Origin of the sequence: Microbispora rosea (assembly GCF_900156315.1) — a bacterium.
Taxonomy (GTDB): Bacteria; Actinomycetota; Actinomycetes; order Streptosporangiales; family Streptosporangiaceae; genus Microbispora; species Microbispora rosea.
Genome location: NZ_FTNI01000039.1, coordinates 20546 through 44286 on the forward strand (window position 1 = coordinate 20546; position 23741 = coordinate 44286).

Consider the following 23741-nt stretch of genomic DNA (forward strand, 5'->3'; position numbering starts at 1 on the left):
AGGCAGGGGGCCCGGCGGGACGTCCCGCCGGGCCCCCTCGTGTCACGGCTCCCCTGCGCACCTTTACGTTCCCTGTACGCCGCGTGCGGTCGACTGGCATCGTCAGAAGTCGAACAGCGCCCCGGCGGCCGATTTCAGCTCACAGTCGTTGCCGAAGGTGCGCCCGAACTGGAAGTACTTCCCGTCCCATATGCCGCTGGCGGTGACCGTGACAGGTGCGTAGATCATCGTGCAGGGCTCGGCCGCGTTCACCCGTAGAGCGCTCGGGTCGACGCCCGCCCTGTTCAGCCACGCGCACGCCTTCTCCGCCGAAGGGTGCGAGCCGCCCACCGGAGAGCAGTTCAGGAACGCCGACCGCGCCGGCGGCTCCGCCTTCTCGCCGTTCGCGACGGTCAGGATCACCGCCCGCACCCGGGAGGCGACCGACGGCTGCGACGCCCGCAGGGCGACCTCGGGCGGCGGTGGAGCCGGCAGGGTGTCCGCCCGCGCCGGGGCCGACGTCGCCCCGGCGCCGGACACGCCCGGCTGGGCCCACGCTGAGGCAGAGGGGCCGGCGGCCAGCGCCGCACCGGCCAGTAGGACAAGCAGCGGTTTCATGCGATCCCCCCGTTTCCGCTGGTGACCAGCGTTCTCACGGGAGGCCTCCGGGGCAAGCGTCCACTCCGGACCTCACCGGAAACATGGCGTACCACAGATCACATCGGTTCCGCTCGATTCATAACGAGCTGGACAAGAAGGTGTGCCACAACCGTATGGATCTGGAAAAATCACCCCTTACTGACCATATCTCCGCCCCGAGAGGCTCACGGTGACCAGGAAGCTCACACTCGCCGCGGCCGGCGTCGTCGCCGCCGCGAGTGCGGTCGCCGTGATGTGGAGTCAGGAACCGGCCGTTCCCGCGACCGCCGTGGCCCACGCGGCCACGACGCCGGTCTCCGCGGTGACCGGCGTCAACAAGAACACCGGCGTCAACAAGAACGGGGTCAGCGCCTTCCCCCTCGCTTCCAGCCAGGCGGACGAGCAGCGGGTGGCGGCCTACTGGAGCCCCGAGCGGCTCAAGCAGGCGAGCAGCTACGTGCCGAGCACGAAACCGTCCCCCTCGACCAGGAGCACGACCTCCGCGGTGGAGGTGGGCCCCGGAGACGCGAAGACCCGCACGGGGGCTCCGCGGGCCGCGACGCCCCCGCCCGTGGCCACCCCGCCGATGGTGGGCAAGGTGTTCTTCAAGGTCGGTGACAAGGAGTACTGGTGCTCCGCCTCCGCGGTGCACTCCGCCCACCGCAACCTCGTCGCCACCGCGGGGCACTGCGCGTACGCGCTGTCGCAGGACAAGCCGGTGCAGAACTGGGTCTTCGTCCCCGGCTACCACGACGGCGTCGCCCCTTCCGGCATCTTCGTCGGCCACACGCTCTACATGCAGGAGGACTTCGCCGGCCAGGGCGACTTCGACCGCGACTACGCCTTCGTGACCGTGCACCGGGGCTTCTCCTGGCAGCCGTACGTGGAGAGCGGCAGGCTCAAGTACCGCTCCGTCGACGTGGGCCGGCTGGAGGACAAGGTCGGCGCCTTCCGTTTCGCCTCCGGCAAGCCGCTCGGACGAGCGACGTACGTCTTCGGCTACCCGGCGGGCGCCAATCCCGACGGCAGCCGCCCGTACTCGGGACAGGCGGTGAAGTCCTGCGACGGCACCACCGAGAAGAAGTTCGTCAGCGCGCCGACCTGGCAGCTCGAGCACGGGGTGCGGCTGCCGGGCTGCCCGTTCACCGCCGGCGCCAGCGGCGGCCCGTGGGTGACCGGCTACAACGCCGCCACGCGGACCGGCTACCTCAGCGGCATCACCAGCCTGACCTGGAACCTCAGCGGCGGCGGACGCCTCGACGCCGTCTCCACGCCCTACTTCAACCAGCTGACCAAGCGGGTGTACGCCCAGGCGAGCAAGCAGGGCACGGGCTGACCTTCTTCACACCCGGCGAACCTCTGTGTGTGATTTGCATCACACAGCAACGCTCTTCTCGACTGCGCCGCGTGCTCGATTTGACACGGACGGCGTCCGAGGGGACCTGCGCCGATCGCCCCGCACGCCTCAGCTCCTGACAAGCGCTGTCGAGGATCACGGAAAAGTCACGTGAGCGATGTGCCGGAAAACGCGTAAAACACGGATAAAGGCGAGAGGTACTGTCTTTACTAGCCCTTTACTGACGGGTGGGACGCATGTGGCGTGCCACGACAGCACCTGGAGATTCATGAACACGCGAGTCAAGCGCCTTATCCTCCCCATCGGGGGCGTGGCCGTCGCCGGCCTCGTCGGGGCCACGATGGCGGCGCCGGCTCAGGCCGCCGGTGACACGGCTCACGACACCCTGGCCGGCAGCGGCCTCGCCGCGAAGAACGTCATCGCCTACTGGCTCAACCAGAAGGCCTCCAACCTGGTCCACGCCACCCCGTACGGGTACGAGAGCCAGGTCAGCGCCAAGCACATCTCCACCGGCGGGCCGTCCGCCGACAGCAAGCCCGGCACCGTCTCCGCCGCCGGCGGCGGGAAGTCCGCCGGCAGCCTGAAGAACGTGAACCTGCCGCGCACCACCGGCAAGGTCTTCTTCCGCGGCGGCGACGGCAGGCCGCACTGGTGCAGCGCGACCTCCGTGCACTCGAAGTACGGCAACCTGGTCGCCACGGCCGGGCACTGCGTCTACGACACCAAGACGAACCGGGCCACCATGGACCGCTGGGTGTTCATCCCCGGCTACTACCAGGGCAAGGCGCCGTGGGGCATCTACGTCGGCAAGACGGCCTACACCCACTACGACTTCGACGTCTACGAGGACGGCGACCGCGACTACGCCTTCGTGACCGTCTACAACGGCATCAAGGCGGGGCGCGGCGGCGACCTGCGCAACGTCGCCGAGTGGAGCTGGAAGCAGGTCGACAAGAAGACCTACACCGGCCACGACCGCTTCCTGCGCAAGAGCAAGGGCGGCAAGTACTACGTCGTCAAGTTCACCGACGCCGGCCGGCTTGAGAGCAACGTCGGCGCGCAGGGCCTGGCCTACAACCAGAAGGTCGGCAGCTCGGTCTACGTGTTCGGCTACCCGAGCGGGTCGCACCCGGACGGCAACCACGCCTTCACCGGCCAGACCCTCAAGTGGTCGTACGGCAAGACCTTCGCCGCCAAGGCCCCCGCGGTCAAGGGCGAGGAGCTCGTGGGCGTCAAGTCGTCCTTCACCGGTGAGGGCTCCTCGGGCTCGTCGTGGCTGCTGCGGTACAGCAGCGCCAAGCGGCTCGGCTACCTCAACGGCGTCACCAGCGGCGTCTCGGACACCGACGGCAACAAGCGGATCGACACCAGCGTCTCCCCGTACTTCGACGGCGAGACCTACGGCGTCTACAAGGCCGCCGCCGGCAACTGGTCCGGCTCCATCGCCTGAGTCGCGGGCATCACGGCGCCGGTCCGCGAGTGGCATGCTGGGTGGACGGCGATCACGAGGAGATCAGGATGACCCACCCTTCCGGCACGCAGCCCGCCGTCCGGCGCACCCCCCTGAACGCGGAGGAAAGGGCGCGCGGTGAGATCGCCTTCTCGCAGCTCGTCGTCGAACACCTCACCACGCAGGGACGGTTCAGGATCACCGCGGACAGCCCGGAGATGACGGACCTGTGGCAGGCGGTCGCCCGCAGGGCGGGTGAGACGCTGCGGCGGCCGGTGGTCAGCTACGCCAACGGCCGGGACATCGTCATCACCTTCGCCCAGGAGGCCCCGGGTCTCACGTCACAGGCCTGAGCACCCCCAAGAAGTGCCCCGTCGCGCCGCGGCGGGGCACTTCGGCGTTCCGGGACGAACCGCGCTCCTTCCGCGTTGTTTTCCCGACTTGATCCCCGTCGCTGTATCTTCCTTCGCAGCCCGTTCACACCGCACTCCCGAGGGCGCCATCGGGCGAGGGAGACGTTCCACAGCAAGGAGATCCGGTTGAAGCGCATCCTCCCCCCGCTGTGGGGTGCGGCGGCGACGGCCGCGTTGCTCGTCAGCGGGACGGCGGTGCCCGCTCACGCCTACGAGATCACCGTGACCACGCCCCTCGTCACCGACGCGAAGGCGGCGGAGGTGATCTCCTACTGGCTCGGCGACGGCGGACGCCTGCTCGCGGCGGCCACCCCCGTCTCCGCGCCGGCCGGGATCGACGCCACTCCCCTCCCGGCCGAGGGCAGCGCTCCCGGCGGCGTACGGGGCGTGGTGCCGGCCTCCGCCGGGGTCAAGCGGGCCGCCGGTCCGTCGAGGAACGTCAACCTCCCGAGGACGACGGGCAAGGTCTTCTTCGTCGGCTCGGACGGCCTCCCCCACTGGTGCGCGGGCACCTCGGTGCAGTCCGATCACCGCAACCTCGTGGCGACGGCCGGACACTGCGTATACGCCACGAGGCCCACGGCCGCGGGCGCAGGAGAGTCCGCCCCGACGCCCTACCGCTACTGGGTATTCGTTCCGGGGTTCGCCGGCGGCGGCACGCCCTGGGGCGTCTACGCCGGCGAACAGGCCTTCGCCCACAGCGACTACACCAGATATGGCGACCTCGACCGCGACTACGCGTTCGTCAGCGTCCACGCGGGCGTGCTGCCCAAACGCGTCACGCTGCGGGACGCGGCGCAGTACGCCGCGTTCTCCGCCGGGCCGAAGTATCACACCGCCACCGGCTACACCGGGGTCAGGCTGCTGCCGGCGGGGCGTCTCGGCGACAAGGTCGGCGGGCAGGGCCTCGCCTACAACCTGCCGGTCGACCGGCCGCTCGCCATCTTCGGCTACCCCATGCGGACCGCCGAGGGCCACGCGAGCGGCAGCACCCGGCTCACCCGTGCGTACGGCAAGCCCTTCCTGGCCCGGGACCTGTCCAGGAGGGCGAACGAGCTGGTCGCCGTGCGCTCGGCCTTCACCGCCGCCTCCGGGTCGCCGTGGCTGGCCGCCTACCGCGGCGTCCGCGGTCTCGGATATCTGAACGGCCTGACGATCGGTCTGTCCGGCCCGGGGACCGGCCTGTCGCCGTACTTCGACGGGGAGCTGTTCCAGGTCTACAACACGGCCCGGCGCGCCGGCTGAGGACGCCGGTCGGCGTCCGCTCAGACGACGACCGCCGGCCTGCTCGCTCCCTGCCTGGTCGTGCTCTGCCTGGTCGCGCCTTCTCCGTCCCTCGCGCGGCCCCGGCCGCGCTCCAGCAACTCCGCCACCCGCGGCTCCGCGGCGTGCGGCGCGAACCTGCGGCACATGTCGGCCACGTACGTCCGGGTCCGCGCCGACTGGATGCCCTCGGCCAGGTCGAGGGCCGACGACGCCGCCTGGCAGGCCTCCTCCAGCTCGCCCTCCTGGATGAGCGCCGTCGCGAGCAGCGAGAGGTTGAACATCTTGCCGCGCACATAGCGCCCGTCCATCACCAGCGAGCGCCGGGCCTGCCGTACGGCCCGCGCCCCGTCGCCGAGGTCGCGCAGGCAGTGGGCCGACTTCGCGGCCAGGTAGGCCTCGTCGAAGTAGCCGATCCAGCCGGGCTCGTTCTGCGGTCTGCGCCGGTCGAAGGCGACCTCCGCCTCGTGCAGCGCGCCGCCGCACGCCGTGCGCTCCCCGAGCAGGGCCAGGGCGTGCGCCTCCAGCACCCGGGCCTCGGCCAGCAGCGTGCCGACCCCCGAGCGCCGGGCCGCCGCGACGGCCGCCCTGGCCAGCTCCAGCGCGTGCCGCGAATGCCCGATGTAGACGGCCTGATGGCTCATCCCGGCCAGGATCTCGCCGCACAGGGCGTGGTCGCCCGCGCCGCGCGCCAGGCCGAGCGCCTGGATCAGATAGCGCTGGGCCAGCCCGTGCTGCTCCAGGTCGTAGGCCATCCATCCGGCCAGCCGGGTCAGCTCGGCCGCCGCGGTCGCCAGCGATCGCCCGGTGGCCTCGCCGTACGCGCCCTCGCGCAGCAGCGGCGTCACGGCGGTGTGCAGGTAACGCACGACCGGACCGCGGATGCTGCCGCCGCCGAACCGGTTGTCCAGCTCGCTGAACGATCGGGTGACCTCACGGATCGCGGCCACGTCAGAGGGCCCGACCCGGCGCGGCCCGTTCGCGGAGAGCCGCTCCCCGCCGGGCGCCGCCAGCCAGCGGAACATGCCCGCCGAACCCGCTCCCAGGGCGAAGGTGGAGTCGAGCAGGAACCTCCGCCGCTCGACGTCGGCCCTCCACAGTGCTGTCACGCTTGCCACACCCTCCTCCCACGAATGGGGGAACTCCTGTCCCAGATCGGCGGGGACCGTTCCGCGCGGCATCCCGATGTCCTCCCTGGACACCTGCCGCCCCAGCCGCAGCGAGAAGATCTCGGCCAGCAGGCCGGGAACCGGTTCGCGCGGGCGGCGCCCGCCGATCCAGCGCAGCACGGAGCCGTGGTCGTACCGCATCCCCAGCAGGCCCCGGGCCGAGCCGAGACCGTTGAGCCGCCGGGCCAGGCCCTTGCGGGACAGTCCGGCTTCGGTGAGGTGCTGCTGGAGGAGGCGGTTGGGGTCACATCGCATTGCTCTCCAACCGGGACAGGCAATAGCCGAGTTGGTTACGGAGAGCTTTCTTTATAGCACTAACCGTGAGGACCTAAAGGGATTCCCAAATGTTTGACGGCCCTGGCATGGGCGCTGACGAGGAAAGACGAGGGGCCGCGCACCGCGCCTGTCACGCGGTGCGCGGCCCCTCGGGGTCCGTGCCTGGTCCGTGCCTGGTCCGTTCCTGCGTCCGTTCCTACGTCCGTGCCTGCATCCGTGTCCGCCTCGGGACGGCTACTTGCGGGCGACGCCGTCCTGCCGGGCCTGCCGCGCCACCGCGGCGATCACGGCGGGCGCGACCCGGGTGTCGAACGGCGAGGGGATGACGTAGCTCTCGGTGAGACCGTCCCCGACCACGGCCGCCAGCGCGTCCGCCGCCGCCACCTTCATGTTCTCGGTGATCGTCGTGGCGCGGACGTCGAGCGCGCCGCGGAAGACCCCGGGGAAGGCCAGCACGTTGTTGATCTGGTTGGGATAGTCGGACCGGCCGGTGGCGACCACGCGGGCGTGCCTGCCCGCCACCGCGGGATCCACCTCAGGGGTGGGGTTGGACAGCGCGAACACGATCGAGTCCGGCGACATCGCCGCGATGGCCTGCTCCGAGACCGTCGACCCGGACAGGCCGACGAACACGTCGGCGCCGGCGAGCGCCTGCTCGGTCGAGCCGGACAGGCCCGCCTTGTTGGTGTCGCGGGCCAGCGCCCGCTTGACCGGGTTCAGGTCCTCGCGGCCGGCGTGGATGACGCCCTTGGAGTCGGAGACCGCGATGTCGCCGATCCCGGCGTTCAGCAGCATCCGCGAGACGGCGACGCCGGAGGCGCCGGCGCCGGCCACCACCGCGCGCAGGTCGCCGAGGGACCGCCCGGTGAGGCGGGCCGCGTTGCGCAGCGCGGCGAGGACCACGATCGCGGTCCCGTGCTGGTCGTCGTGGAAGACGGGGATGTCGAGAAGCGCCCGCAGGCGCTCCTCCACCTCGAAGCAGCGGGGGGCGCTGATGTCCTCCAGGTTGATGCCGCCGAACGACGGCGCGAGCCTGGCCACGGTCTCGACGATCGCGTCCACGTCGGTGCAGTCGATGCAGATCGGCACGGCGTCGACGCCGGCGAACTGCTTGAACAGCAGGGCCTTGCCCTCCATCACGGGCATGGCCGCCGCCGGCCCGATGTCCCCGAGCCCCAGGACGGCGGTGCCGTCGGAGACCACGGCCACGACATTGGAGACCCAGGTGTAGTCGTTGACCAGGTCCGGGTTATCAGCGATGGCGGTGCAGACGCGGGCGACTCCCGGCGTGTACGCGAGCGACAGGTCGTCGGCGTCGCGGACCGGGACGGTCGAGCGGACCTCCAGCTTGCCGCCGCGGTGCAGCGCGAAAGCGGGATCCAGGTCGAGAGATTCCAAGGAAACAGGTGTTACGGTCACAGCGACCCCAGTGTCGAAAGGACGAGATTCCTTCGGTAGACGCCGTCAAGAGAACGAGAGCCCAGGCTTCGGTAGCCGCCGGAGGCCGTCGTCGTTGACGGTCGTCTCTTGAGGGGGGTACGGGGGTCACCCGTTCCCTGATTGTGCCACACGAAGTGACAAGCGCCCCTGCCCGATCGGGTCACATATCGTTGTACGTTCAGGTGTTCCCCCAGGCCATCGGGCGTGTAATACTCGGCTTTGCCAGTGATCTCTTACGTATTTGGGCGCCCCAGTGGACTTGACGTCTTACGCCGAGCTGGCCGTTCAGCTGGTCAACATGGGCGACGAGCTCAAAAACCCCTTCTCCCTGCGAGCCCTGCTGGAGGAGACGGGCCGCACGGAGGCGGCCGCCCGCCTCACCCGCCGTGACATCGACGCGCTGTGCGAGTTGCGCGACGAACTCGCGGAGGTCTTCACGTCCGCCGCCGAGGGCGACGACGCGGACGTGGTCGAGCGGCTCAACGGGTTGCTGGTCCGCCATCCCGTGCATCCGCAGATCTCGGGGCACGACGGGCAGCCCTGGCACCTGCACCTGACCGAGGGCGGCCGGGTCGCCGACGCCCTCGCGGTCGGGTCGGTCATGGGCCTGGCCAGCGTGGTGACCCGGCTCGGCGTGGACCGGCTCGGCGTCTGCCAGGCGGCGCCGTGCCGCAACGCCTATCTCGACACCTCCTCCAACCGGTCGCGCCGCTACTGCTCCGAGCGGTGCGCCAGCCGGGCCAACGTGGCCGCCTACCGGGCGCGCAAGCGAGGCGCCTGACCGGGCGTCCCTGCCCGGTCAGTGGGCGATCAGGGGGCGATCAGGGGGCGGGCGCGGGGAAGCGCAGCGCGGGCCGGGGCCAGTAACGCAGCACCACCCTGCCGACGACGTCCTCCTCGGGCACGGCGCCGAAGTCCCAGCTGTCGCGGCGCCCGGGGGCCGACTGGTTGTCGCTCTCCAGCCACCAGCCGTCGCCGGTGAGCCGGAAGGCCCGCTTGACGATCAGGCCATGCGGCCGCCTGGCGACCACCACGTCGCCCGGGCGGACGGGGGCTCCGAGCCGCACCAGCAGCCAGTCTCCCGGCCGCAGCGCGGGCAGCATCGAGTCGCCGGAGACACACACCGCGGTGAGCACATCCCCCTCCGCACAGTGATTTCGAGACGAGTAAGGTCGGTCCTGGAACAGTGCTGTCACCAGCATTCCTAAGGAAGGATTCCGATGCTCGCACGACTGCTGCGACCCAGGCACGAGGCGTCCGCCCACTGCGACCTGCCGTGCGGGGTCTACGACCCGGCGCAGGCCCGCATCGAGGCCGAGTCGGTGAAGGCGATCATTAAGAAGTACGCCGACAACGACGACCCGGTCTTCAGGACCCGCGCGCTGATCATCAAGGAACAGCGGGCCGAGCTGGTCAAGCATCACCTGTGGGTGCTGTGGACCGACTACTTCAAGCCCCCGCACCTGGAGCAGTACCCCCAGCTTCACCAGCTCTTCTGGGACGCCACGAAGCTCGCCGGCGCCGCCGGCGCCAAGGGCACCGTGGACCCCTCGCTGGCCGACGACCTCCTCGCGAAGATCGACGAGATCGCCAAGATCTTCTGGGAGACCAAGGCCGCCTGAGCCGCGGAATCTCGGGCCCCGCACGGCCTCCACGGTCGCGCGGGGCCAGATCATCTCAAGGCCCATACAAACTCCATATTCGGTAGTACGGAATTTACGTGCAGTTACCTCCAAGGATCGCCACAATCAGCGCGTCCAGCCGGGGCAGCACCGCGCGAGTGGCGGTAAGTTGCAGTCAGCGGCACTCAGCCGGCTGAAGGGGCGAGGAGGAACGTGACCGAGGAAACCGAGACGCCTGCGGTGGATCTGACCGGGATTCGCGATGCTGTGAGTGTCCGGCTGCCCGCCGTGAGCGCCTACCTGTCCGTGCTGCGCACGGCGACCGCCGGGCTCGCCGCGCGGCTCGACTTCACCCTCGATCAGATCGAGGACCTGCGTATCGCCGTCGACGAGGCGTGCGCCATGTTGCTGCGGCACGCCGTGCCCGGAACGGACCTCCTCGCGGAGTTCGAGCTCACGGGCCAGGAGATGACGGTCCGCGTCGAGGTCAACACGCTCGGCGTGAGCTCGCCCAACCGGGAGGACTTCGCCTGGATGGTGCTGACCGCGCTGGCCGACGACGTGGACGCCATCTCCGATCACGCGGACCACCTGGCGATCGTGCTGCGTAAGCGCCGGAGCCCGGCGAGGCCGTCGTGATGACGGAAAGGACGAGTGCGATGACCTCCGGCGACTCGGCGGTGCCGGACCGCGTACGCGCGCGCACACTCTTCGCCGAGCTGTCGGAGCTCCCGCCGGACGACCCGAGGCGCCAGCGCATCCGCGACGAGCTGGTCGAGCTCCACCTGCCACTGGTGGAGTACCTGGCCCGCCGCTTCCGCAACCGGGGCGAGTGGCTCGACGATCTCACGCAGGTCGCCACGATCGGGCTGATCAAGTCGATCGACCGCTTCGACCTCGCACGCGGCGTGGAGTTCTCCACGTACGCCACCCCGACCATCGTCGGCGAGATCAAACGGCACTTCCGCGACAAGGGCTGGGCGGTCCGCGTGCCGCGCCGGCTGCAGGAGCTGAAGCTCTCGCTCACCAAGGCGATAAGCGAACTCTCGCAGCGGGAGAGCCGGGCGCCCACGGTCGCCGAGCTCGCCGTCCACCTGGGCATGAGCGAGGAGGAGGTCCTGGAGGGCCTGGAGTCGGCCAACGCCTACTCCACCGTGTCGCTCGACGCGCCGGACTCCGGCGACGACGACGCTCCCGCCGTGTCCGACTCGCTCGGCATCGTGGACGAGTCGCTGGAGGGCGTGGAGTATCGGGAGTCGCTCAAGCCGCTGCTCGAGCGCCTGCCGCCGCGTGAGAAGCGGATCCTGCTGCTGCGTTTCTTCGGCAACATGACGCAGTCGCAGATCGCGACCGAGCTGGGGATCTCACAGATGCACGTGTCCCGGCTGCTCGCCCGGACGCTGGCCCAGCTCCGCGAGGGCCTCACCGCCGAAGACTGATCGTCCGGCCCGGGCGGCCTGGATAGATCAGAGACGGACGACCGCGACGCCGTGCTCCCCCCGGCGGCGCCCGGTCAGTGACCGGTGGCTGTCCCGCGGCTTGCCCGGTGTCGGCCCGCTATCGGCCGCGTGCCTGCCCGGTGTCGGGTCAGTGCCTGCCCGCCGTCCGCTCAGCGTGCACCGTCTTCGCCCATGAGGGCGTGGGTGGAGGCCGGCGCGAGCAGCGCGACCAGGGCGATCGCCGCCGCGGTGATGAGAGGGACGCCGAACCCGTACTGCGCGGACTGGATGAGGCTGATCGCCACCGGAAGCGCGAATATCTGCGTCACCACGGCCGGGCCCCGGCTCCAGCGCAGCACCTGCCACACGCCCCAGGCCACCCAGAGCAGCAGAGCTCCGCCGAGCACGCCGAATCCGGCCACCGCGATGCTGGTGACCAGGTCGGTGGGTTTGCCGATCACGGTCTCGACGCCGACATATCCGCCCAAGGCGAGGGCGAGCAGGCCTTCCGCGGCCAGAACGGCGGCGGCCACGGTCAGCGTGGCGGGGCGGCCGACGGAACTGCTGATCACACCGCCCAACCCTACCCGCAGACACCCGCGCCCCCGTGGGGGAGGCACCGGAGAGGCATCACTCGGCGCGAGCGGTAAACCGTTCGTTAACCTTCAGGCATGCGGGCACTCCTCCTCGTCAATCCCAAGGCGACCTCGACGCACCGGCGTACGCGCGACGTGCTGATCCGGGCGCTCGGCGCCGCCGTCGACCTGTCGGTCGAGGAGACCGCCTATCGCGGCCACGCGACCGCGCTCGCGGCCACCGCGCACGCCAAGGGCTTCGACACGGTGGCGGTCCTCGGCGGCGACGGCACGATCAACGAGACCGTCAACGGCCTGCTGGACGCCCGGCCCGCCGGCGGCGCGAACGAGCGGCCCGCGCTCATCGTGATCCCCGGGGGCAGCGCCAACGTCTTCGCCCGCGCCCTCGGGCTGCCCAACAACCCGGTCGAGGCGACCGGCGCCGTCCTGGAGGCGCTGCGCGAAGGACGCCGCAGGACCATCGGTTTGGGACAGGCGATTTGGCACGACGAGGTTTCAGGGCCGGACCCGGGGGCAGGTGCGCCACCTGACCAGCGAAGGTCTAGATATTTCACATTTTGTGCTGGGCTGGGATACGACGCCGAGGTCGTCCGGGCCGTGGAGGGCCTGCGAAGCGCGGGGCATCGCGCGCTGCCCGCTCTCTACGTGAACACGACGGTCCGCCACTTCTTCGTGACGGACCGCCGGCGGCCGGCCATCCGGCTGACACGTCCCGGCCGGCCACCAGAGGATGGGATCTTCATGGCGATCGTGTCCAACACGTCGCCGTGGACGTACGCCGGCACACGTCCGATCAACCCGACGCCGTGGGCCGGCTTCGAGACGGGGCTCGACATGCTCGGGCTCCGCAGGATGGGCCTGCCGACGGTGCTCGCGCTCGTCCGGCAGATCATCGGTGAGCACCGGGGATTGCCTCGCGGTAAACACCTCGTTCAGCTGCATGACGAGGCCGAGTTCACGCTCCATGCCTCCCGCCCGGTCGCCTTCCAGCTCGACGGCGACTACCTGGGAGAACACGAGTGGGTGATCTTCCGCGCTATCCCGGACGCATTACAAGTCCTCGTCTAGCTTGTTACATGTAGTCATAGTGTGACGCATCCGACAGCCACGACGGGCAAAACCTTGTTCCAAACCTCTTGTGTGGTGTTGGAACGGCTGAAAAGCTGAACTACGACGTCGGAACGTAGGACCTTTACGGAGACCACCGCCTCCGTGAGGAGCCCCGACGATCACGTGAACGAGCCCGGCCCCCATCCCAGGATCCGGGCGATCGTTCGCATCAGCTAGTGAAAGAGTTCACAAAGTTGACGGCTAGAGGAGCCACGGAGGCTCCACTTTACGAAGGAGTGGAACGCATGGACTGGCGCCACCGCGCTGCCTGCCGTGACGTGGACCCCGAACTGTTCTTCCCGATCGGGAACACTGGTCCGGCGCTCATGCAGATCGAAGAGGCCAAGCAGGTATGCCGGCGATGCACGGTCGCCGAGTCCTGTCTCAAGTGGGCCCTCGAGTCGGGTCAGGACGCCGGAGTCTGGGGCGGGCTCAGCGAGGACGAGCGTCGCGCCCTCAAGCGCCGTACGGCTCGCGCCCGCGCCCGCGCCGCCGTCTGACTCCCCCGCCGCACGCGAACGCCTTCGGTGAATGCCAGCGACGGCATTCACCGGATCGCGGGACCTCGGAGCCCGGCCGGGACGGCCGCGTAGCCTCCCGCCCACAGGGCCGTCTGTCCACCAACGCATCGCGTCCACTATGGCATCCCCCACACAGGTCTCGCACAGCGGGACCCCCTGTGGGGCCTCCCGCGAACCCTGTGGGGGATCGAAGCCCTCGGGGAGATCAGCCCGACTGCACCGGGATGCTGAGGCTGACCTCGGTGCCCCCGCTGTCTCTCGTGGCCACACCCAGGCGGCCCGAAAGTTCGCCGACGACCAGCGTACGGACGATCTGAAGACCGAGGCTCCCCGTGGCCTCCAGGTCGAAGTCCTCGGGCAGGCCCTTGCCGTCGTCGGCCACGGTGAACTCCAGCCGATCGGCGTCGCGGGAGACGACGATCTGGACGTTTCCGGAGGAGTGGGCGAACCCGTGCTCGACCGCGTTCTGCAGCAACTCGGTCAGCACCATGGCGATGGGGGTCGCGACCGCGGCGGGCAGCACGCCGAAGCTGCCGACCCGCTTGATCGCCACCTGCGCGACCGCCACCTCCGCCGTCATCGCGATGACCCGGTCGGCGATGTCGTCGAACTCGACCATCTCCTCCGGCATCTGGGCGAGGATCTCGTGGACGATCGCGATCGAGCCGACCCGCCGTACGGCCTCGTTCAGCGCCTCCTGGCCCTCCGGGTTGTTCAGCCGGCGCGCCTGGAGCCGCAGCAGCGCTGCCACGGTCTGCAGGTTGTTCTTGACCCGGTGGTGGATCTCGCGGATCGTCGCGTCCTTGGTGAGCAGTTCCCGCTCGCGCCGCCGCAGCTCGGTCACGTCGCGGATCAGCACCAGCGCGCCGATGCGGCCGCCACCGACGATCAGCGGGATCGCCCGTAGCTGCACGACCGTGCCGCCGTTCTCCACCTCGGTCTCCCGGGGGGCCCGCCCGCTGGCGACGAGCATCAGGTCCTCGTTGATCGGCTCGTCGGAGTAGCACAGGTCGGCGGTCGTCTTCCCCAGGTCCGCCCCCACGAGATCGGCGTGCAGGCCGAGCCTGCGGTAGGCCGACAGCGCGTTGGGCGAGGCGTAGGTGACCCGCCCGGCCTTGTCCAGGCGGAGCAGGCCGTCGCCCACCCGGGGCGACCTGACCAGGATCGGCTCCTCCTCCGCGAAGGGGAACCTGCCCTCGGCCACCATCTGCGCCAGATCGGACGCGCTCTGCAGATAGGTCAGCTCCAGCCGGGACGGGGTCCGCGCCGACGACAGATTGGTCGAGCGCTGGATGACCCCGATGATCGGGCCCTCCTTGTCCCGCCGCACCGGGATCGTCTCCTCGCGCACCGGCACGCCGCTGGACCAGTCGGGGTCGCCCTCCCTGCAGATGCGGTTCTCGGCCCAGGCCACGTCGATCAGCGGCCGCTCTCCGACGGCGATGGACATGCCCACGACGTCGTCGTGGTAGACGGTGGGACCGGTCGTGGGCCGCATCTGGGCCACCGCCACCCACCTCGTGCCGCTCTGATCGGGAACCCACAGTATGAGGTCGGCGAACGACAGGTCGGCGAGCAGCTGCCAGTCCGAAACCAGCGAGTGGATCCAGTCGACGCCGGCGGAATCGAGTGCGGTGTGGCGCGACACCAGGTCGCTGAGAGTCGGCACGACTGCATGATGCGCCGCTGTCCGGGTCGAAAGCGAATCGACCATCGCCACCTGGCAAGATGCACCTCATGACAGGGCCGTTGGACAGACTACGCGCGGCCGCCGCCGAGCGCGAGGCGGCCGGCCTGCGCCGCACTCTCCGCCCGCGCACGCCCGGCCACGACGGCCTGCTCGACCTGGCCTCCAACGACTACCTGGGGCTCTCGCGGGACGAGCGGCTCGTGGAGGCGGCCGTACGGGCGACCCGGGAGTGGGGGGCGGGCTCCACGGGCTCACGTCTGGTCACCGGCTCCACCCGGCTCCACGCCGAGCTGGAGGACCGGCTCGCCGCGTTCACCGGAGCGGCCGGGGCCCTGGTGTTCTCCTCGGGCTACCTCGCCAACCTCGCCGCTGTCGCCGCCCTCGGGCGGGGCGGCCTGATCGTCTCGGACGCCGGCAACCACGCCTCGATCGTGGACGCCTGCCGGCTGTCGCGGTCGCGGGTCGTGGTCACCCCGCACGGCGACGCGGAGGCGGTGGACAAGGCCCTGGCCGAGCGTGCCGAGGAGCACGCACTCGTCGTCACCGACGCCGTCTTCTCCGTCGACGGCGACCTCGCCCCGCTGCGCGCCCTGCACGAGGCGGCCGTACGGCACGGCGCGCTGCTGGTGGTGGACGAGGCCCACGCGCTCGGCGTGGTGGGCGACCACGGCAGGGGCGCCGTGCACGCGGCGGGCCTCGCCGGCCGCGCGGACATTGTGAGAACCGTCACGTTGTCGAAGTCCCTGGGTTCCCAGGGCGGCGCCGTCCTGGGCGCCCCCGAGGTGATCGGCACGCTCGTGGACACCGGCCGGTCGTTCATCTTCGACACCGGCCTCGCACCGGCCTGCGCCGGTGCCGCCCTGGCCGCTCTCGATATCCTTGAGAGCACCGCTGACCTGCCCGTACGCGCTCGGCTGAGAGCCGGGGAACTGGCCGCGACGGCCCGCGAGCTCGGCCTGGAGACGGCCGATCCGGCGGCCGCCGTCGTGCCGGTCGTGCTCGGCTCGCCCACGCTCGCCCTGTCAGCGGGAGCCCTGTGTGCGGAACTGGGGGTTCGCGTGGGATGCTTCCGCCCACCATCGGTGCCTCGTGGCCGGTCCTGTCTGCGGTTGACCGCGAGGGCCGATTTGAGGTCCGATGATCTCGCGGTGGTCCGGGGTGCGCTCACCGCTGTGGCCGAGTTGACGATGTTGCCTGAGTTGGGCGATGTGGCCGAGTTGAGGGTGGACAGGTGACGGAGCACAGCGAGGACTCTCCCCGGGTTCCGAAGTACTACGACGTGAAGCGCAGTCTTCTGGAGCTCACCAAGAGCCTGCCCGCGGGCAGCGCGCTCCCGCCCGAGCGCGCCCTGGCGGTGCGCTTCGAGACATCCCGGACGACGGTCCGGCAGGCGCTGTCGGAGCTCGTGGTCGAGGGGAGGCTGCTGCGCATCCAGGGCAAGGGCACGTTCGTGGCCCAGCCCAAGGTCGCCCAGGTCCTGCAGCTCACCTCCTACACCGGTGACCTGCGCACGGTCGGCCTGGAGCCGGACACCAAGATCCTCGACATCAGCTACATCACGGCCGACGAGGCGCTCGGGCGGCGGCTGGCCGTCAACCCCGGCAGCCGGGTCCTGCGGATCCACCGCCTGCGCCTGGCCAACGGCGAGCCGATGTCCATCGACACCACGCACCTGTCCGCCCGCCGGTTCCCCCGCCTGCGGCGCGAGCTGGAGGTGCACTCCTCGCTGTACGAGACGCTGCACAACGCCTACAACGTGCGGCTGACCGACGCCGAGGAGGTAATAGAGACCGTCCTCGCCACGCCGTACGACGCGCAGGTGCTGGGCGTGGACGTCGGCCTGCCCATGCTGCTGCTGACCCGGCACGCCTTCGACGCCGACGGCAACCCCGTCGAGTACGCCCAGTCGCTCTACCGCGGCGACCGCTACAAGTTCGTCACCCGCCTCCGCCGCCCCTGACCCCCACCCCCGCCCCACCCCCGTGATCATGTAATTTGTCGCAGCGCCCACATGTGACCTGCGGATTCACCATTCGTGATCTTGCAGAACAACGCCGGCCGCACGCCTGACCAGGCCATACGCCGTTCGTGATCAGGCAATTGCGTGATCACGAACGATGAACCGGCAGGCAGGCGGGATTTTCGGCCGATCTGTGCAAGATCACGAAAGGTGTCCGCGCAGGCCAGCGGCACCACGTGGAACAAATTACAAGATCACGGGGGGTGTCGGGTGGTTCGGTGAGCGGGGGGCGTTCTACTCTGCGGGGCGTGAGCATTCTCGTTGTGACGGGGACGGACACGGGGGTCGGGAAGACGGTGGTGACGGCGGCGCTCGCCGTCCTGGCCCTGGAGCGGGGCGCGACGGTGGCGGTGGTGAAGCCGGCGCAGACCGGGGTTGCGGCCGGGGAGCCGGGGGACCTCGACGAGGTGATCCGCCTGTCGGGGGTGACCACGACCTTCGAGATGACGCGGTATCCCGATCCGCTCTCCCCCGCCGCGGCGGCCCGCGTCTCCGGCATGCCGCCGCTGTCGCTCACGTCTGCGGCGGCGCGGATCGAGGAGCTGGCCGAGTCGCACCGGCTGGTGCTCGTGGAGGGCGCCGGGGGCCTGCTGGTCCGCTACGACGAGGAGGGCGGCACGCTCGCGGACCTGGCGCGGCGGCTGCACGCCCCCGTCCTCGTGGTGGCGCGCGCCGCCCTGGGCACGCTCAACCACACGGCGCTGACGCTCGAGGCCATGGCGGGCCGGGGCCTCGACCTGGCGGGTGTGGTGATCGGGTCCTGGCCCGCCGAGCCGGGGCTCGCCGAGCGGTCGAACGTCGCCGACCTGGAGATGCTCGCCGCCCGGCCGCTGTCGGGAGCGCTGCCGGAGGGCGCGGGCGCGCTCGGCCGGGAGGCGTTCGCCCGCGCCGCCCGCGTCGGACTCGCTCCCACGCTCGGCGGCATGTTCGACCCGGCCGGATTCCGCTCGGCCCTTAAGCTGCCCCTGTGACGGGAGTGCCGCCGAGGACCGACGGGAGTGCCGCGTGAAGACCGACATCCTGGAGATCGCCCGCGTACGGGTTCTGGACGAGGGCAGGGGCCTCGACGCGGCCCAGGCGCTGGAGTGCCTGACGCTGCCGGACGAGCGCCTGCCCGACCTGCTCGCCCTGGCGCACGAGGTGCGGATGAAGTGGTGCGGTCCCGAGGTCGAGGTGGAGGGGATCGTCTCGCTCAAGACCGGCGGTTGCCCGGAGGACTGTCACTTCTGCTCGCAGTCCGGCCAGTTCTCCTCCCCGGTTCGCGCGGCCTGGCTCGACATCCCCTCTCTCGTCCGGGCGGCCGTCGAGACGGCCGCGACCGGGGCGACGGAGTTCTGCATCGTCGCGGCCGTACGCGGACCCGACCGGCGGCTGATGGACCAGGTCCGTGAGGGCGTGAAGGCGATCCGCGAGGCGGTCGACATCAACGTGGCCTGCTCCCTCGGGATGCTCACGCAGACGCAGGTGGACGAACTGGCCGAGATGGGGGTCCACCGCTACAACCACAACCTGGAGACCGCCCGGTCGCACTTCCCCCGCGTGGTCACCACGCACACCTGGGAGGAGCGCTGGGACACCTGCCTCATGATCCGGGAGGCGGGCATGGAGCTGTGCTGCGGCGGCATCGTCGGCATGGGAGAGACCCTGGAGCAGCGGGCCGAGTTCGCCGCCCAGCTGGGCGAGCTGGAGCCCGACGAGGTGCCGCTCAACTTCCTCAACCCCCGCCCCGGCACGCCGTTCGCCGACCAGCCCCTCGTCTCGGGCTCCGAGGCCCTGAAGACGATCGGCACGTTCCGCCTCGCCCTGCCGCGCACGATCCTGCGGTACGCCGGGGGCCGCGAGCTGACCCTCGGCGACCTCGGCACGAGGGACGGCATGCTGGGCGGCGTCAACGCCGTCATCGTCGGCAACTACCTGACCACCCTGGGCCGCGCGCCCGAGCGCGATCTGGAGCTGCTCGCCGACCTCAAGATGCCCATCAAGGCGCTCTCCCAGACCCTCTGACGCCACCGGCGGGCGATCGGCTGGAATCCCAGCCCGCGGGGGCGGAGTAGCCGCGACGACACCGGGCATCAGCGGGAGTGACCGAGGTTCTCCTGTGGCTGGAGGGCATTGGCCGTTCCCCTGTTCCCAAGGGAGTGTCGAGGAAGTGCCGCCCGTCGCGCGACAGGGCATCACTTTCGAAACACGACCAAAGTGACCGACTGGTAGGTTTCACCCTATGGAGTCCCCCAAACACGCAGGCGACATCGCCGTCACCGTCTCCCAGGCCTACGGCGTGGACACGATGTTCACGCTGTCCGGCGGGCACGTCTTCCCCTTGTACGACGGGGCCGTCCATCAGAACATGCGCATCCTGGACGTGCGCCACGAGCAGAGCGCGGTGTTCGCGGCCGAGGCGACGGCCCGGCTGACCCGCAAGCCCGGCCTCGCCGTGCTCACGGCGGGCCCCGGCGTCACCAACGGCGTCTCGGGGGTCGCCACGGCCCACTTCAACGGCTCCCCGGTCGTCGTGCTCGGCGGACGCGCCCCGCGCTCACGCTGGGGTTCCGGGGCGCTGCAGGAGATGGACCATCCGCCGCTGTTCGCGCCCATCACCAAGCTCGCCTTCACCGGGTCGGGTGCGGACTCCATCGGGCAGGACGTCGAGATGGCCTTCAGGACCGCCCTGGCCCCGCACCGCGGCCCGGTGTTCCTGGACGTCTACATGGACGACCTGTTCTCCCCGTCGCCCGAGTACGTCTCGGAGACGCTGACCCCGTCGCCGCTCGAGCCCGACTCCGAGGCTCTCGCCGGCATCGCGCGGCTGCTCGCCGAGGCCGAGCGCCCGGTGCTGGTGTTCGGTTCCGACGTCTGGATGGAGCGCGCCGAGGAGGCCGCGCGGGACTTCGCCGAGGAGTGGCGCCTGCCCGTCGTCCCCAACGGCCAGGGCCGGGGCATCGTGCCCGCCGGGCACGAGCTGCTGGTGACCCGCGCCCGGGGCGTCGCCTTCGGCCAGGCCGACCTCGTCATCGTGGTCGGCACCCCGCTCGACTTCCGGCTCGCCTACGGCTGGTTCGGCGGCAAGGAGGGCGCGCCGCTCGCCAGGGTCGTCCACATCGCCGACGCGCCCTCCCAGCTCGCCACACACACCGGCCTGTCCGGCTCGGCCGCCGGCGACCTGTCGGTCGTCTTCTGGGGCCTGTCGGCGGCCTGCGGGGCCGCCGGGGTGAACCCCAAGGCGTACGAGCCGTGGGTGACCAGGCTGAGCGAGGCCGCGGCGGCGGCGACCGCCGGGGACGCGGCCCTGCTGGAGTCGGACGCCGACCCGATCCACCCGATGCGCATCTACGGCGAGCTGAACAAGGTGCTCGCCGACGACGCGGTCGTCATCGGCGACGGCGGCGACTTCGTCTCCTACGCCGGCAAGTACGTCGAGCCGCGCAGGCCCGGCAACTGGCTCGACCCCGGCCCGTACGGCTGCCTCGGCACCGGGCTCGGCTACTCCATCGCGGCGCGTCTCGCGAGGCCGTCGTCGCAGGTCGTGCTGCTGCTCGGCGACGGCGCGGCGGGCTTTTCGCTGATGGACGTCGACACGCTGGTCCGCCACCGCATGCCGGTCGTCATGATCTGCGGCAACAACGGCATGTGGGGGCTGGAGAAGCACCCCATGCAGATGCTGTACGGCTACGACGTGGCGGCCGAGCTCCAGCCGCAGTGCCGCTACGACCAGGTCGTCACCGCGCTCGGCGGCGGCGGGGAGCTCGTCACGTCGCCGGGCGAGATCGGCCCGGCGCTGCGCCGCGCGTTCGACTCCGGCGTGCCCTACCTGGTCAACATCGCCACCGACCCCGCGATCGCCTACCCGCGCAACACGACTGGGGTGTGACCACCGGCGGAGCCCCGCGTACGTCCGTCGCGCGGGGCTCCCGTCGGGGCGGTTTCAGGACGTCGCGGGAGAGCGGCTCCCGGCCGCGCTGGGCGACGGGCTGGGCGAGGGAGGCGGGCAGTCCTTCTTCACGGTGAACGTGACCGCCGTGCCCTCCTTGACGGACGTGTTCGCCGCCGGTTTCTGGCCGACGACCGTCCCCTTGCACTCCCCTTCGCCGTCGTAGACGGGTTTCGGACTGAGACCCAGCATGTTGAGCCGCGCCAGCGCCGAGCTCTCGGGCAGGCCCTTGAGATCGGGCACCTTGACCAGGCCCTTCGTCGAGCTCGGCGAGGGCGTCGGGGAGGCGGTGGGGCTCGGCGACGAGCTGGGAGTCGGGCTCGGCGTGGGGCTCGGCCTTCTCGGCTTGGCCGGGCTCGGCTGCGTCACCGGCACCTCGTGGGACGGCCTCACGGGGGGCCGCGAGTTGCGGCTCCGTGACGGACTCGGGGACGGGTCAGCGGTGGCCACCGTCAGGGCCGGCGCGGGCGACTCAGAGACGCCCGACCCGGCCGAGGCCATGTTGATGCCGAGGACGGCCAGACCGCCGACGACGGCGAACCCGGCCACCCCGGCCGCGACAGGCATTCCCTTGCCCTTCTTGGACCGCTGCGCCGCGCGCCGCGCCGTACGGGAGCCCTGCTGCGGGGAGGCGACGGTCGTCGGCGGCACGGCCGGGGCGTCGTTCCACGACTCCCGTGTGACGCGATAGGTGGCGCCGGTCGCCGGGACGGCCTCCGGCCCGCCCTGGTAGGGGCCTGCCTGGGTGGTCGCCCCCGTGGGAAGAGGCGGGGCCCCCATGCCCGTGGACGCCGGGCCCCCCGTGACACCCTGCGGGCCGTATCCCGCGCCGGCCATGCCCTGTGGGCCATAGCCGGGCGCGGCGTCCGGGACCACGGTGCCGGGCATCCCGGGACCAGCGGCCAGCACCGACTGCCGGGCGGCCTGGCTCATCGCGGCGGCCGACGGCCAGCGGCGCGCCGGATCCTTCGACATGGCCCGTTCGACGACGGCCCGGATGGCGGGCGGCACGTCCGGCGGGAGTGGCGGCGGCTCCTCGCGGATGTGCTTGAGCGCGATCGTCACCGGCGAGTCGCCGTCGAAGGGACGCTGCCCGGCCAGGCACTCGTACGCCACCACGCCCAGCGCGTAGATGTCGACGGCGGGCGTGACAGGAGCGCCCTCGGCCTGCTCCGGCGCGCAGTAGGCCGCGGTGCCGAGCACCATTCCGGCGTCGGTGAGGCGGCTGCCCTGGTCGGCGCGGGCGATGCCGAAGTCGGTCAGCACCAGCGTGCCGTCGGACCGCACCAGCAGGTTGCCCGGTTTGACGTCCCGGTGCACGATCCCCCGCTCGTGCACGGCCTGGAGGGCGGAGGCCGCCTGTGCGATGAGCTCCATCGCGGGCTCGGCGCCGATGCGGCCGAGGCGCATCAGCAGGCGGTCGAGGGGCTCGCCGTCGACGAACCGCATGACCAGGTACGCGGTGGAGCCGTCGCCGGGGACCTCGGTGACCCCGTAGTCGTAGACGTCGACGACGCCGGGGTGGTTGACGGTCGCCATCGCGCGGGCCTCGCCCTGGAAGCGGACGGCGAATCCGGGGTCGTCGAGACGACCGGGGAGAAGCACCTTGACGGCGACGGTGCGCGCGAGGACGGTGTCCTCACCACGCCATACCTCGCCCATGCCCCCGGCGCCGAGTCGGGCGTCCAACCGGTAACGCCCAGCCAGGGTCATGCCTTGGGCCACCATTTGCGCCCCGTACCCCCTAAGTCAATCGACCCCCGAAGGTGTCCAACAAAGCAGGTTCGTGTCGCGGGTAGATAACGACAACTTCACGGAACCCTGTACGCGTAAGGGATCCAGGCTCGGGGGATCGAAAGTCGAGCCTACCTGTTATCCGTCCCTACTACCGTGCACCGAGCACCGTGCCGTCCATTTCCTGGGCGTGACCTGGACAACCATGCGGCGACGGCAGTGCGGGCAGTAACGCGGTGGCTCCATCACCCTGGCGGCCAGGCAGGCCGCGTGATCACCGTTTCCGGCCGGACGGCCGCAGTGATCGCAGTAGAGGTCCACAGTGCACCACCCTAACCGCTGCCCGCCTCCGCCGCCCGGAAAGCATCATGGAGTCCCCGCTGCCGTTTAAGACGCTTCCCGGCCCCATTTAGTTGCCTCGCGGCCTCCACAAGCGCCGGTGAATGCCGACCCAATAGGCTGACCCGCATGAGTGTTGCTCCAGGTCTGCGCGCCGAGGTCCTCATCATGGTGGAGCGCGGGGACACGGCGATCCGGGTCGGCAGCGGCGACGTGCCGGTGCTGGGCACGCCGCGGCTGCTGTCGTTCGCCGAGGGAGCCACGGTCAAGGCCGTCCAGCATCACCTGGAGCCGGGGCAGACCACCGTGGGGACCAGGGTGCTGATCGAGCACCGTCTGCCCAGCCCGGTCGGGATGCACGTCGAGATCGGCGTCGAACTCACCGAGGTGGACGGCAGGCGGCTCGTCTTCTCCGTCAGGGCCGTCGACAAGACCGGCGCCCTGGTCGCCACGGGCACGATCGAGCGGGTCGTCGTCGACCGGGAACGGTTCCTCTCCCGTCTCTGAACGTCCGTCCCGCGCTACTCGATGACGGCGATGGGGTCTCCCTCCTGGACGACGTCGCCCTCCTTCACGTGGAGCTTCGAGACGGTCCCGGCGTCCTCGGCGAGGACGGGGATCTCCATCTTCATCGACTCCAGGATCACAAGGGTGTCGCCCTCCTCGACGACCTCGCCCTCGCTCACGACGATCTTCCAGACGTTCGCCACCATCTCGGCGCGCACCTCGGCCACCCGGAAACTCCCCTCAACGTAA

General features: G+C 70.8%; 26 protein-coding genes. 16 read left to right on the forward strand and 10 right to left on the reverse strand.

Annotation, left to right across the window (positions count from 1 at the left end; genetic code table 11):
- Positions 1–102: 102 nt before the first annotated feature.
- Entirely contained in the window at positions 103–597 is a 495-nt protein-coding gene (locus BXA11_RS36845) for an SSI family serine proteinase inhibitor (protein ID WP_076442160.1), read from the reverse strand.
- Between the two features lie 211 nt (positions 598–808).
- Here BXA11_RS36845 and BXA11_RS36850 point away from each other — a divergent pair, with 211 nt between their 5' ends.
- From BXA11_RS36850 to BXA11_RS36865, 4 genes are all read left to right on the forward strand, one after another.
- Entirely contained in the window at positions 809–1954 is a 1146-nt protein-coding gene (locus tag BXA11_RS36850) for a trypsin-like serine peptidase (RefSeq protein WP_076442163.1), read from the forward strand.
- Between the two features lie 289 nt (positions 1955–2243).
- Positions 2244–3425, forward strand: coding sequence for a trypsin-like serine peptidase (locus BXA11_RS36855; protein WP_076442165.1), 1182 nt, complete (start codon positions 2244–2246; stop codon positions 3423–3425).
- 68 nt (positions 3426–3493) lie between these two features.
- Complete coding sequence (locus BXA11_RS36860; protein WP_143734732.1) at positions 3494–3778, forward strand: hypothetical protein; 285 nt, start codon at positions 3494–3496, stop codon at positions 3776–3778.
- Positions 3779–3964: 186 nt separating this feature from the next.
- A complete protein-coding gene (locus BXA11_RS36865; RefSeq protein WP_076442169.1) occupies positions 3965–5083 on the forward strand; it encodes a trypsin-like serine peptidase in 1119 nt (372 codons plus the stop codon).
- 20 nt (positions 5084–5103) lie between these two features.
- Here BXA11_RS36865 and BXA11_RS36870 read toward each other — a convergent pair whose 3' ends face one another.
- Both BXA11_RS36870 and BXA11_RS36875 read right to left on the reverse strand, forming a co-directional pair.
- A complete protein-coding gene (locus tag BXA11_RS36870) occupies positions 5104–6525 on the reverse strand; it encodes an NsdA family TPR-like regulatory protein (RefSeq protein ID WP_051762495.1) in 1422 nt (473 codons plus the stop codon).
- A gap of 255 nt (positions 6526–6780) precedes the next feature.
- The gene (locus BXA11_RS36875; protein ID WP_239105288.1) at positions 6781–7944 is read right to left on the reverse strand and encodes an NAD(P)-dependent malic enzyme; all 1164 of its coding nucleotides are present in this window, start codon (positions 7942–7944) and stop codon (positions 6781–6783) included.
- Between the two features lie 295 nt (positions 7945–8239).
- Here BXA11_RS36875 and BXA11_RS36880 point away from each other — a divergent pair, with 295 nt between their 5' ends.
- Positions 8240–8767: a CGNR zinc finger domain-containing protein gene (locus BXA11_RS36880; protein WP_030511451.1), complete on the forward strand. Its 528-nt coding sequence runs from the start codon at positions 8240–8242 to the stop codon at positions 8765–8767.
- Positions 8768–8807: 40 nt separating this feature from the next.
- Here BXA11_RS36880 and BXA11_RS36885 read toward each other — a convergent pair whose 3' ends face one another.
- Positions 8808–9122, reverse strand: a complete 315-nt coding sequence (locus tag BXA11_RS36885) for a S24 family peptidase (RefSeq protein ID WP_239105287.1) — start codon at positions 9120–9122, stop codon at positions 8808–8810.
- A gap of 84 nt (positions 9123–9206) precedes the next feature.
- Between BXA11_RS36885 and sodN the strand changes: the two genes are divergently transcribed.
- The 3 genes from sodN to BXA11_RS36900 all read left to right on the forward strand — a co-directional run bounded on the left by sodN (position 9207) and on the right by BXA11_RS36900 (position 11047).
- A complete protein-coding gene (sodN, locus tag BXA11_RS36890) occupies positions 9207–9608 on the forward strand; it encodes a superoxide dismutase, Ni (protein WP_030511449.1) in 402 nt (133 codons plus the stop codon).
- 213 nt (positions 9609–9821) lie between these two features.
- Positions 9822–10247 carry an ATP-binding protein gene (locus tag BXA11_RS36895; protein WP_030511448.1) on the forward strand — a complete coding sequence of 142 codons (426 nt, stop codon included), beginning with the start codon at positions 9822–9824 and terminating at the stop codon, positions 10245–10247.
- Positions 10247–11047, forward strand: a complete 801-nt coding sequence (locus BXA11_RS36900; protein WP_030511447.1) for an RNA polymerase sigma factor SigF — start codon at positions 10247–10249, stop codon at positions 11045–11047. The genes BXA11_RS36895 and BXA11_RS36900 overlap by 1 nt, the downstream gene beginning before the upstream one ends.
- A 170-nt stretch (positions 11048–11217) precedes the next feature.
- Here BXA11_RS36900 and BXA11_RS36905 read toward each other — a convergent pair whose 3' ends face one another.
- Entirely contained in the window at positions 11218–11619 is a 402-nt protein-coding gene (locus tag BXA11_RS36905) for a hypothetical protein (RefSeq protein WP_231514131.1), read from the reverse strand.
- Positions 11620–11718: 99 nt separating this feature from the next.
- Here BXA11_RS36905 and BXA11_RS36910 point away from each other — a divergent pair, with 99 nt between their 5' ends.
- Positions 11719–12711, forward strand: coding sequence for a diacylglycerol/lipid kinase family protein (locus BXA11_RS36910; RefSeq protein WP_076442174.1), 993 nt, complete (start codon positions 11719–11721; stop codon positions 12709–12711).
- A 287-nt stretch (positions 12712–12998) separates the two neighbouring features.
- Positions 12999–13253 carry a WhiB family transcriptional regulator gene (locus BXA11_RS36915; protein WP_030511444.1) on the forward strand — a complete coding sequence of 85 codons (255 nt, stop codon included), beginning with the start codon at positions 12999–13001 and terminating at the stop codon, positions 13251–13253.
- Positions 13254–13479: 226 nt separating this feature from the next.
- On the opposite strand, the gene BXA11_RS36920 is transcribed toward BXA11_RS36915, so the two are convergent.
- Positions 13480–14943 (reverse strand): sensor histidine kinase, encoded by a 1464-nt coding sequence (locus BXA11_RS36920; protein WP_030511443.1) that lies wholly within the window; start codon positions 14941–14943, stop codon positions 13480–13482.
- A gap of 68 nt (positions 14944–15011) precedes the next feature.
- Here BXA11_RS36920 and BXA11_RS36925 point away from each other — a divergent pair, with 68 nt between their 5' ends.
- Positions 15012–16199, forward strand: a complete 1188-nt coding sequence (locus tag BXA11_RS36925; protein WP_076442177.1) for an 8-amino-7-oxononanoate synthase — start codon at positions 15012–15014, stop codon at positions 16197–16199.
- Complete coding sequence (locus BXA11_RS36930; RefSeq protein WP_076442180.1) at positions 16196–16924, forward strand: GntR family transcriptional regulator; 729 nt, start codon at positions 16196–16198, stop codon at positions 16922–16924. The genes BXA11_RS36925 and BXA11_RS36930 overlap by 4 nt, the downstream gene beginning before the upstream one ends.
- A gap of 26 nt (positions 16925–16950) precedes the next feature.
- Here BXA11_RS36930 and BXA11_RS42765 read toward each other — a convergent pair whose 3' ends face one another.
- The gene (locus tag BXA11_RS42765; RefSeq protein WP_143734733.1) at positions 16951–17160 is read right to left on the reverse strand and encodes a hypothetical protein; all 210 of its coding nucleotides are present in this window, start codon (positions 17158–17160) and stop codon (positions 16951–16953) included.
- 72 nt (positions 17161–17232) lie between these two features.
- Here BXA11_RS42765 and bioD point away from each other — a divergent pair, with 72 nt between their 5' ends.
- From bioD to BXA11_RS36945, 3 genes are all read left to right on the forward strand, one after another.
- Complete coding sequence (gene bioD / locus BXA11_RS36935) at positions 17233–17955, forward strand: dethiobiotin synthase (protein WP_076442182.1); 723 nt, start codon at positions 17233–17235, stop codon at positions 17953–17955.
- A 34-nt stretch (positions 17956–17989) separates the two neighbouring features.
- Positions 17990–18988 carry a biotin synthase BioB gene (gene bioB / locus BXA11_RS36940; RefSeq protein WP_076442184.1) on the forward strand — a complete coding sequence of 333 codons (999 nt, stop codon included), beginning with the start codon at positions 17990–17992 and terminating at the stop codon, positions 18986–18988.
- Positions 18989–19205: 217 nt separating this feature from the next.
- Positions 19206–20852 carry an acetolactate synthase gene (locus tag BXA11_RS36945; protein ID WP_076442186.1) on the forward strand — a complete coding sequence of 549 codons (1647 nt, stop codon included), beginning with the start codon at positions 19206–19208 and terminating at the stop codon, positions 20850–20852.
- 54 nt (positions 20853–20906) lie between these two features.
- Here the strand turns inward: BXA11_RS36945 and BXA11_RS36950 are convergent, their stop codons facing one another.
- Positions 20907–22625: a serine/threonine-protein kinase gene (locus tag BXA11_RS36950; protein ID WP_239105286.1), complete on the reverse strand. Its 1719-nt coding sequence runs from the start codon at positions 22623–22625 to the stop codon at positions 20907–20909.
- A gap of 159 nt (positions 22626–22784) precedes the next feature.
- Positions 22785–22967 (reverse strand): biotin synthase auxiliary protein BsaP, encoded by a 183-nt coding sequence (gene bsaP / locus BXA11_RS45955; protein WP_076442192.1) that lies wholly within the window; start codon positions 22965–22967, stop codon positions 22785–22787.
- Positions 22968–23114: 147 nt separating this feature from the next.
- Between bsaP and BXA11_RS36960 the strand changes: the two genes are divergently transcribed.
- Positions 23115–23492 (forward strand): thioesterase family protein, encoded by a 378-nt coding sequence (locus BXA11_RS36960; RefSeq protein WP_030511436.1) that lies wholly within the window; start codon positions 23115–23117, stop codon positions 23490–23492.
- A gap of 14 nt (positions 23493–23506) precedes the next feature.
- Here the strand turns inward: BXA11_RS36960 and BXA11_RS36965 are convergent, their stop codons facing one another.
- A complete protein-coding gene (locus tag BXA11_RS36965) occupies positions 23507–23719 on the reverse strand; it encodes a biotin/lipoyl-binding carrier protein (RefSeq protein ID WP_030511435.1) in 213 nt (70 codons plus the stop codon).
- Between the last annotated feature and the right edge of the window lie 22 nt (positions 23720–23741).

Bases quoted from the DNA above. Each gene is read 5' to 3' on its own strand.
- BXA11_RS36845 (WP_076442160.1), bottom strand. From the start codon at position 597: ATGAAACCGCTGCTTGTCCTACTGGCCGGTGCGGCGCTGGCCGCCGGC.
- BXA11_RS36855 (WP_076442165.1), top strand. From the start codon at position 2,244: ATGAACACGCGAGTCAAGCGCCTTATCCTCCCCATCGGGGGCGTGGCC.
- BXA11_RS36860 (WP_143734732.1), top strand. From the start codon at position 3,494: ATGACCCACCCTTCCGGCACGCAGCCCGCCGTCCGGCGCACCCCCCTG.
- BXA11_RS36870 (WP_051762495.1), bottom strand. From the start codon at position 6,525: ATGCGATGTGACCCCAACCGCCTCCTCCAGCAGCACCTCACCGAAGCC.
- sodN (WP_030511449.1), top strand. From the start codon at position 9,207: ATGCTCGCACGACTGCTGCGACCCAGGCACGAGGCGTCCGCCCACTGC.
- BXA11_RS36900 (WP_030511447.1), top strand. From the start codon at position 10,247: ATGACGGAAAGGACGAGTGCGATGACCTCCGGCGACTCGGCGGTGCCG.
- BXA11_RS36910 (WP_076442174.1), top strand. From the start codon at position 11,719: ATGCGGGCACTCCTCCTCGTCAATCCCAAGGCGACCTCGACGCACCGG.
- BXA11_RS36915 (WP_030511444.1), top strand. From the start codon at position 12,999: ATGGACTGGCGCCACCGCGCTGCCTGCCGTGACGTGGACCCCGAACTG.
- BXA11_RS36925 (WP_076442177.1), top strand. From the start codon at position 15,012: ATGACAGGGCCGTTGGACAGACTACGCGCGGCCGCCGCCGAGCGCGAG.
- BXA11_RS36945 (WP_076442186.1), top strand. From the start codon at position 19,206: ATGGAGTCCCCCAAACACGCAGGCGACATCGCCGTCACCGTCTCCCAG.
- BXA11_RS36950 (WP_239105286.1), bottom strand. From the start codon at position 22,625: ATGACCCTGGCTGGGCGTTACCGGTTGGACGCCCGACTCGGCGCCGGG.
- BXA11_RS36960 (WP_030511436.1), top strand. From the start codon at position 23,115: ATGAGTGTTGCTCCAGGTCTGCGCGCCGAGGTCCTCATCATGGTGGAG.